Source organism: Pseudomonas sp. FW305-E2 (assembly GCF_058782925.1).
Window position 1 is genome coordinate 156490 of record NZ_JBYSYE010000007.1, and the last position, 6371, is coordinate 162860.

At 63.1% G+C, this 6371-nt stretch carries 7 protein-coding genes; 6 read left to right on the top strand and 1 reads right to left on the bottom strand.

From position 1 onward, the window contains the following. Nucleotides 1–15: 15 nt before the first annotated feature. Entirely contained in the window at nt 16–729 is a 714-nt protein-coding gene (locus AC3WLP_RS09400; RefSeq protein ID WP_003252562.1) for a UTRA domain-containing protein, read from the bottom strand. Nucleotides 730–1056: 327 nt separating this feature from the next. On the opposite strand from AC3WLP_RS09400, the gene AC3WLP_RS09405 reads away from it, so the two are divergent. The 6 genes from AC3WLP_RS09405 to AC3WLP_RS09430 all read left to right on the top strand — a co-directional run bounded on the left by AC3WLP_RS09405 (nt 1057) and on the right by AC3WLP_RS09430 (nt 6336). Beyond that, on the top strand, nt 1057–2121 hold the full coding sequence (locus tag AC3WLP_RS09405; protein ID WP_003252561.1) for an ABC transporter substrate-binding protein: 1065 nt from the start codon (nt 1057–1059) through the stop codon (nt 2119–2121). Between the two features lie 129 nt (nt 2122–2250). Continuing rightward, entirely contained in the window at nt 2251–3057 is an 807-nt protein-coding gene (locus tag AC3WLP_RS09410) for an alkaline phosphatase family protein (protein ID WP_003252558.1), read from the top strand. Nucleotides 3058–3065: 8 nt separating this feature from the next. Next, nucleotides 3066–3893, top strand: a complete 828-nt coding sequence (locus AC3WLP_RS09415) for an ABC transporter permease (protein WP_178085895.1) — start codon at nt 3066–3068, stop codon at nt 3891–3893. Continuing rightward, nucleotides 3883–4677 (top strand): ABC transporter permease, encoded by a 795-nt coding sequence (locus AC3WLP_RS09420; protein WP_003252553.1) that lies wholly within the window; start codon nt 3883–3885, stop codon nt 4675–4677. Before AC3WLP_RS09415 ends, AC3WLP_RS09420 begins: the two co-directional genes overlap by 11 nt. Before the next feature lies 1 nt (nt 4678). Then, on the top strand, nt 4679–5668 hold the full coding sequence (locus AC3WLP_RS09425; protein WP_088513592.1) for an ABC transporter ATP-binding protein: 990 nt from the start codon (nt 4679–4681) through the stop codon (nt 5666–5668). 14 nt (nt 5669–5682) lie between these two features. Further along, nucleotides 5683–6336, top strand: coding sequence for an HAD family hydrolase (locus tag AC3WLP_RS09430; RefSeq protein WP_003252546.1), 654 nt, complete (start codon nt 5683–5685; stop codon nt 6334–6336). Nucleotides 6337–6371: the final 35 nt, after the last annotated feature.

A 6371-nucleotide genomic window follows, 5' to 3' on the forward strand; every position in this document is an offset into this window, starting at 1 on the left:
CAAGAAGGCAACACCTCATCCCGCCTGGGCCCGAATGCGGATCGCATCATGCCGCCAATACTCGAGGTCACAGTCGATCAAGTGCCCATGCTGGTCGCTGTTGACCCGGGTAATGTGCAACCCCGGGCTGCCCGCCGACACTTTCAAAGCGCTTGCCGCCTCCACCGGCAACGCTGTCGGCAGGATCTCGAAGCACACCTGCCCGTACTCGATGCCATACACCCGCCCATAAATCTCGGTCAGTGACTGCGCCAGGTCGTGTTCGAGAATGCCTGGAAAGTACCGGGGGTTCAGGTAATGCTCGGCATACAGCACCGCCCGCCCGTCAATCCGCCGTAACCGGCAGACGCGCACCACGCTGGACAACGCCGGCAGCTGCAAGCGTGCACAGATGGCCGCCGAAGCCGGCTGCAGCCTCGCCGACAGCAGTTCGGTACTGGCCACCCGCCCCTGATCGCGCACCATGGCATGGAAATGGCTGCGCTCGATGAGGTCGTAGGTCAAGCGTTGCGGCGCAACGAACCAGCCTCGGCGCTCTTCGCGGTAAATCAAGCCTTGGGCCTCCAGCTGCACCAACGCCTCACGCAGGGTAATGCGCGTGGTGTCGAACACCTCGCTGAGCCGCCGCTCGGCCGGCAGCTTGCCGCCCGGCGCCAGCAGGCCATGCTCGATCTGCTCCTGCAGGGCATGGCAGATGGCTGTTACCGCACGCGGGGGCGTCGACTGCATCGAAAGGTTACCTATCTGGACTAGTCCAGCCCCATCACAGGGCAGGTTGAGAATAGTGCAAGCCTAGGCAGGGCTGATGAACATCCTGTGACAAAGCGTGGGCCAGGCACTGCCAGAAACGCGCCAAGCCAGCAGAACCGGGGCGATTACCTGGTCTACGCTGTAGCTTCAGGGCCCTTGCCGGCCCCCTCCCTACATCAAACTGTCACGCAAGCGGCCTACCTTGGCTCAAGGTTTGCTGACCTAGACCAAAGGTGCCAGTCAAAGGCTTGCAACGGCTTTACCCAGAACAACGATCGCAAAGGCACCCACCCAAAGGAGCTTCGGATGAAAAAGTTCTTCATGGCGTCACTGCTTGGTTCGGCCATCGCGTTGTGCACCACGGCCATGGCCGCCGGCACTGACCTCAAGGCCCTGGAAGACGCCGCCCGCAAGGAAGGCACTGTCAACAGCGTGGGCATGCCCGACGCCTGGGCCAACTGGAAAGGCACCTGGGAAGACCTGGCCAGCAAGTACGGCCTCAAACACAGCGACACCGACATGAGCTCGGCCCAGGAACTGGCCAAGTTCGAAGCCGAGAAGGACAACGCCAGCGCCGACATCGGTGACGTGGGTGCGGCCTTCGGCCCGATCGCGGTGACCAAGGGCGTCAGCCAGCCTTACAAGCCAAGCACCTGGGACCAGGTGCCGGAATGGGCCAAGGACAAGGACGGCCACTGGGCGCTGGCCTATACCGGCACCATCGCTTTCATCATCAACAAGGACCTGGTCAAGGAAGGCGACCGGCCGAAAACCTGGCATGACCTGGAAAAAGGCAAGTACAAGGTCGCTATTGGCGACGTCGGCACAGCAGCCCAGGCCGCCAACGGTGTGCTGGCTGCGGCCATCGCCTACAAAGGTGACGAGACCAACGTGGCGCCAGGCCTGCAACTGTTTACCAAGCTGGCGCAGCAGAAGCGCCTGTCGCTGGCCAACCCGACCATCCAGACGCTGGAGAAGGGCGAGGTGGAAGTTGGCGTGGTGTGGGACTTCAACGGCCTGAGCTACCGTGAACAGATCGACCCAAAACGTTTTGAAGTGCTGATTCCCTCGGACGGCTCGGTGATTTCCGGCTATACCACGGTCATCAACAAGTACGCCAAGCACCCCAACGCGGCCAAGCTGACCCGTGAATACATCTTCAGCGACGCCGGACAGATCAACCTGGCCAAGGGCCATGCACGGCCGATCCGGGCCGAGCACCTGAAGCTGCCGGCGGATGTGCAGGCCAAGCTGCTGCCCAACGACCAGTACGGTGCCGCCCAGCCGATCAAGAATGCCGAAGCCTGGGAAGCCACCTCGAAGAAACTGCCGCAGATGTGGCAGGAGCAGGTGATCATCGAGATGGAGTAAGGGGCTGGGCTTTGTAGCGACTGATCCGGCCCTTTCGCGGGTAAACCCGCTCCTACACAGGGATACGCGATACCTGTAGGAGCGGGTTTACCCGCGAAGGTGCCAACGCGGTTCATGACTGGAGAAAACATGCAACACAACGTCATCCTGGTCCTGCTTGACGGCCTCAACTACCAGGTCGCCCACCATGCGATGGGCCACCTGCACGCCTACGTCGAAGCAGATCGCGCCGCGCTGTACCGCGTGGAATGCGAGCTGCCCTCGCTGTCGCGGCCGCTGTACGAATGCATCCTCACCGGCGTGCCACCGATCGACAGCGGCATCGTGCACAACAACATCAACCGCCTGTCCAACCAACGCAGCGTGTTTCACTACGCCCGCGAGGCCAACCTGGGCACCGCAGCGGCCGCCTACCACTGGATGAGCGAGCTGTACAACCGCTCGCCCTTCGATCCGCAGCGCGACCGCCATACCCACGCGCCGAAGCTGCCGATCCAGCACGGGCTGTTCTACTGGGACGACCGCTACCCTGATTCGCACCTTCTGGCCGATGGCGAGTACCTGCGCCGCCGTCACGCCCCCAACTTCCTGCTGGTGCACCCGATGAGCGTTGACGACGTGGGTCACCGCCACGGCCTGGACAGCAGCCAGTATCGCAACGCTGCGCGCAGCGTTGACATTCTGCTGGCCGACTACCTGCCTGGCTGGCTCGAAGAGGGCTATCAGGTATTGGTCACCGCCGACCACGGCATGAACAACGACCGCTCGCACAACGGCCTGCTGGCTGAAGAACGTGAAGTGCCGCTGTTCGTCTTCGGCGACGCCTTCAGCCTGGACCCGGCCGCCAAGCCGCTGCAAACCGAACTGTGCGGCACCATCTGCGAGCTGCTGGGCGCCGCGCACGACAAGACGGTTTGCCGGGAGTTGCTGAAGTGAATGGCGGCATGCGTGGCCGCTACCTTGCCCTGCTCTGCCTGTTGCCGTTCGCCGTGTTTTTCGTCATTTTCCAGGTCGCCCCGCTGGCCTGGGTGGCGATCAACAGCCTGCAATCGGAGGCCGGCTGGGGCATCGACAACTTCAGCAAGGTGTTCGCCTCCAAGTTCTACCTGCAGGCGTTGCAACGCAGCCTGGAAATCAGCTTCTGGTCGAGCGTGTTCGGCATCGTCATCGCTACCCTCGGCGCCTACTCGCTGCGCCAGGTGGACTCGAAGCTGCGCGACTTCGTCAGCGCCTTCGCCAACATGACCAGCAACTTTGCCGGCGTACCGCTGGCCTTTGCCTTCATCATCCTGCTTGGCTTCAACGGCGCGCTGACGCTGCTGCTGAAGCAGGTCGGCCTGCTGGAAGACTTCAGTATCTATTCCAAAAGCGGGTTGATCCTGGTGTACACCTACTTCCAGATCCCGCTGGGCGTATTGCTGCTGTACCCCGCCTTCGACGCCCTGCGCGAAGACTGGCGCGAGTCAGCCGCGCTGCTGGGCGCCAACCACTGGCAGTACTGGCGACACATCGGCCTGCCGGTGCTGGCCCCGGCACTGCTGGGCACCTTCATCATCCTGCTGGCCAACGCCCTGGGCGCCTACGCCACCGTGTACGCACTGACCACCGGCAACTTCAACGTACTGCCGATCCGCATCGCCGGCCTGGTGGCAGGCGAAATCAGCCTCGATCCGAACCTGGCCAGCGCCCTGGCGATGGTGCTGGTGGGGCTGATGACGCTGGTCACGGTGGTGCATCAATGGCTGCTGAAAAGGAGCTACCATGCGCGCTGACATCCGCTCCGGCGGCTGGTACCACCGCCTCGTGGTCTACCTGCTGTTCCTGATCCTGCTGCTGCCCCTGGCCGGCACCCTGCTCTACTCGCTGGCCACCAGCTGGTCGGCGAGCCTGCTGCCCAGTGGCCTGACCCTGAAATGGTATGCGGCGCTGTGGAGCGAGCCGCGTTTCCTCGCCGCGTTCGGCCAGTCGCTGCTGGTGTGCGTAGGCGCACTGTTGCTATCGGTGGTGCTGATCTTGCCACTGCTGTTCGTGGTGCATTACCACTTCCCACGGCTCGACGCGCTGATGAACATCCTCATCCTGCTGCCATTCGCGGTCCCGCCGGTGGTGTCGTCGGTGGGGCTGCTGCAGCTGTATGGCAGCGGGCCGATGGCCATGGTCGGCACACCGTGGATCCTGATCGGCTGCTACTTCACCATCGCCCTGCCGTTCATGTACCGGGCCATCACCAACAACCTGCAGGCCATCAACCTGCGCGACCTGATGGACGCCGCGCAGCTGCTCGGCGCCAGCACCTGGCAGGCCGCACTGCTGGTGGTGCTGCCGAACCTGCGCCAGGGCCTGATGGTGGCAGTGCTGCTGTCGTTCTCGTTCCTGTTCGGCGAATTCGTGTTTGCCAACCTGCTGGTCGGCACCCGCTACGAGACCCTGCAGGTGTACCTGAACAACATGCGCAACAGCAGCGGCCACTTCAACAGCGCGCTGGTTATCTCCTACTTCGCCTTCGTGCTGGTACTGACCTGGGTCGCCAACCGCCTGAACAAGGACAAGACCTGACATGAGCTTCGTCAGTGTACAGAAACTGCAGAAAAGCTACGCCGGCAGCCCGGTGTTCGAGCGCATCGACTGCCACATCGAACGTGGCGAATTCGTCACGCTGCTCGGCCCGTCTGGCTGCGGCAAGTCCACCCTGCTGCGCTGCATTGCCGGGCTAACCTCGGTGGACAGCGGGCAGATACTGCTCGACGGCCAGGACATCGTGCCGCTAAGCCCGCAAAAGCGTGGCATCGGCATGGTGTTCCAGAGCTACGCGCTGTTCCCTAACATGACCGTGGAGCAGAATGTCGCCTTCGGCCTGCGCATGCAGAAGGTCAAGGCCGATGAAAGCCAGCTGCGGGTACGCGAGGTGCTGGAGCTGGTGGAGCTGGGCAAGTTCGCTGAGCGCTACCCGCACCAGCTTTCCGGTGGCCAGTGCCAGCGCGTGGCCCTGGCACGCTCACTGGTCACCCGCCCGCGCCTGCTGCTGCTCGACGAACCGTTGTCGGCGCTGGATGCACGTATCCGCAAGCACCTGCGCGAGCAGATTCGCGCCATCCAGCGCGAACTGGGGCTGACCACCATATTCGTCACTCACGATCAGGAGGAAGCGCTGACCATGTCCGACCGCATCTTCCTGATGAACCAGGGGCGCATCGTCCAGAGCGGCGATGCCGAAACCCTCTACACCGCCCCCGTGGACCTGTTTGCCGCCGGCTTCATCGGCAACTACAACCTGCTCGACGCCGACAGCGCCAGCCGCCTGCTGCAGCGCCCGGTGGCCAGCCGCCTGGCGATCCGCCCAGAGTCGATCACCCTAGGCGTGCACGGCGAGCTGGACGCCGAGGTGCGCAGCCACAGCCTGCTGGGCAACGTGATCCGCTACCGGGTGCGGGTGCGCGACGTGGAGCTGGTGGTCGATGTGCTCAACCGCTCGCCGGCCGACTTGCATGCGGACGGAAAACGGGTAAGCGTGTCGATCGACCCCACTGCGCTGCGGGAAGTGGCTTAAGGAGACTCAACACAATGGCACTGGCAATTTTCGATCTGGATGAAACCCTGATCCACGGCGACTGCGCATCACTGTGGAGCGAGCAGATGGCCCGGCTGGGCTGGGTCGACGGCAAGGATTTCCTGCGCCGCGACCATGAACTGATGGAAGCCTATGGCAGGGGCCACCTGCAGATGGAGGACTACATGGCCTTCAGCCTGGAGCCGATTGCCGGGCGTACCCTGGAAGAAGTCGAGCACCTGGTGGCACCGTGGGTCGAAGAAGTGATCGAGCCGATCATCTACGGTGACGCCTGCCGCTGCATTGCCGAGCACCGCAAGCGTGGGGATCGCATCCTGATCATTTCCGCTTCGGGAACGCACCTGGTCGGGCCGATTGCCGCGAGACTGGGCGTGGATGAATACCTGGCCATCGAGCTTGAGGCTGTGAACGGGGTGTACACCGGCAAGACCCACGGGGTGCTGACCTATCGTGAGGGCAAGATCACGCGGTTGCTGGAATGGCTGGATCAGGAGCAGGAGAACCTGGAGGGCGCGAGTTTCTATTCCGATTCGAGGAATGACTTGCCGTTGTTGTTGAGAGTGGATCACCCGCATGTGGTGAACCCGGATGCGGTGTTGCGCGAGCATGCCGAGATCAATGGGTGGCCGATTCTGAGCTGGAGCTGAAGGTTTTTATGGGCTGTGCCGGCCCCTTCGCGGGT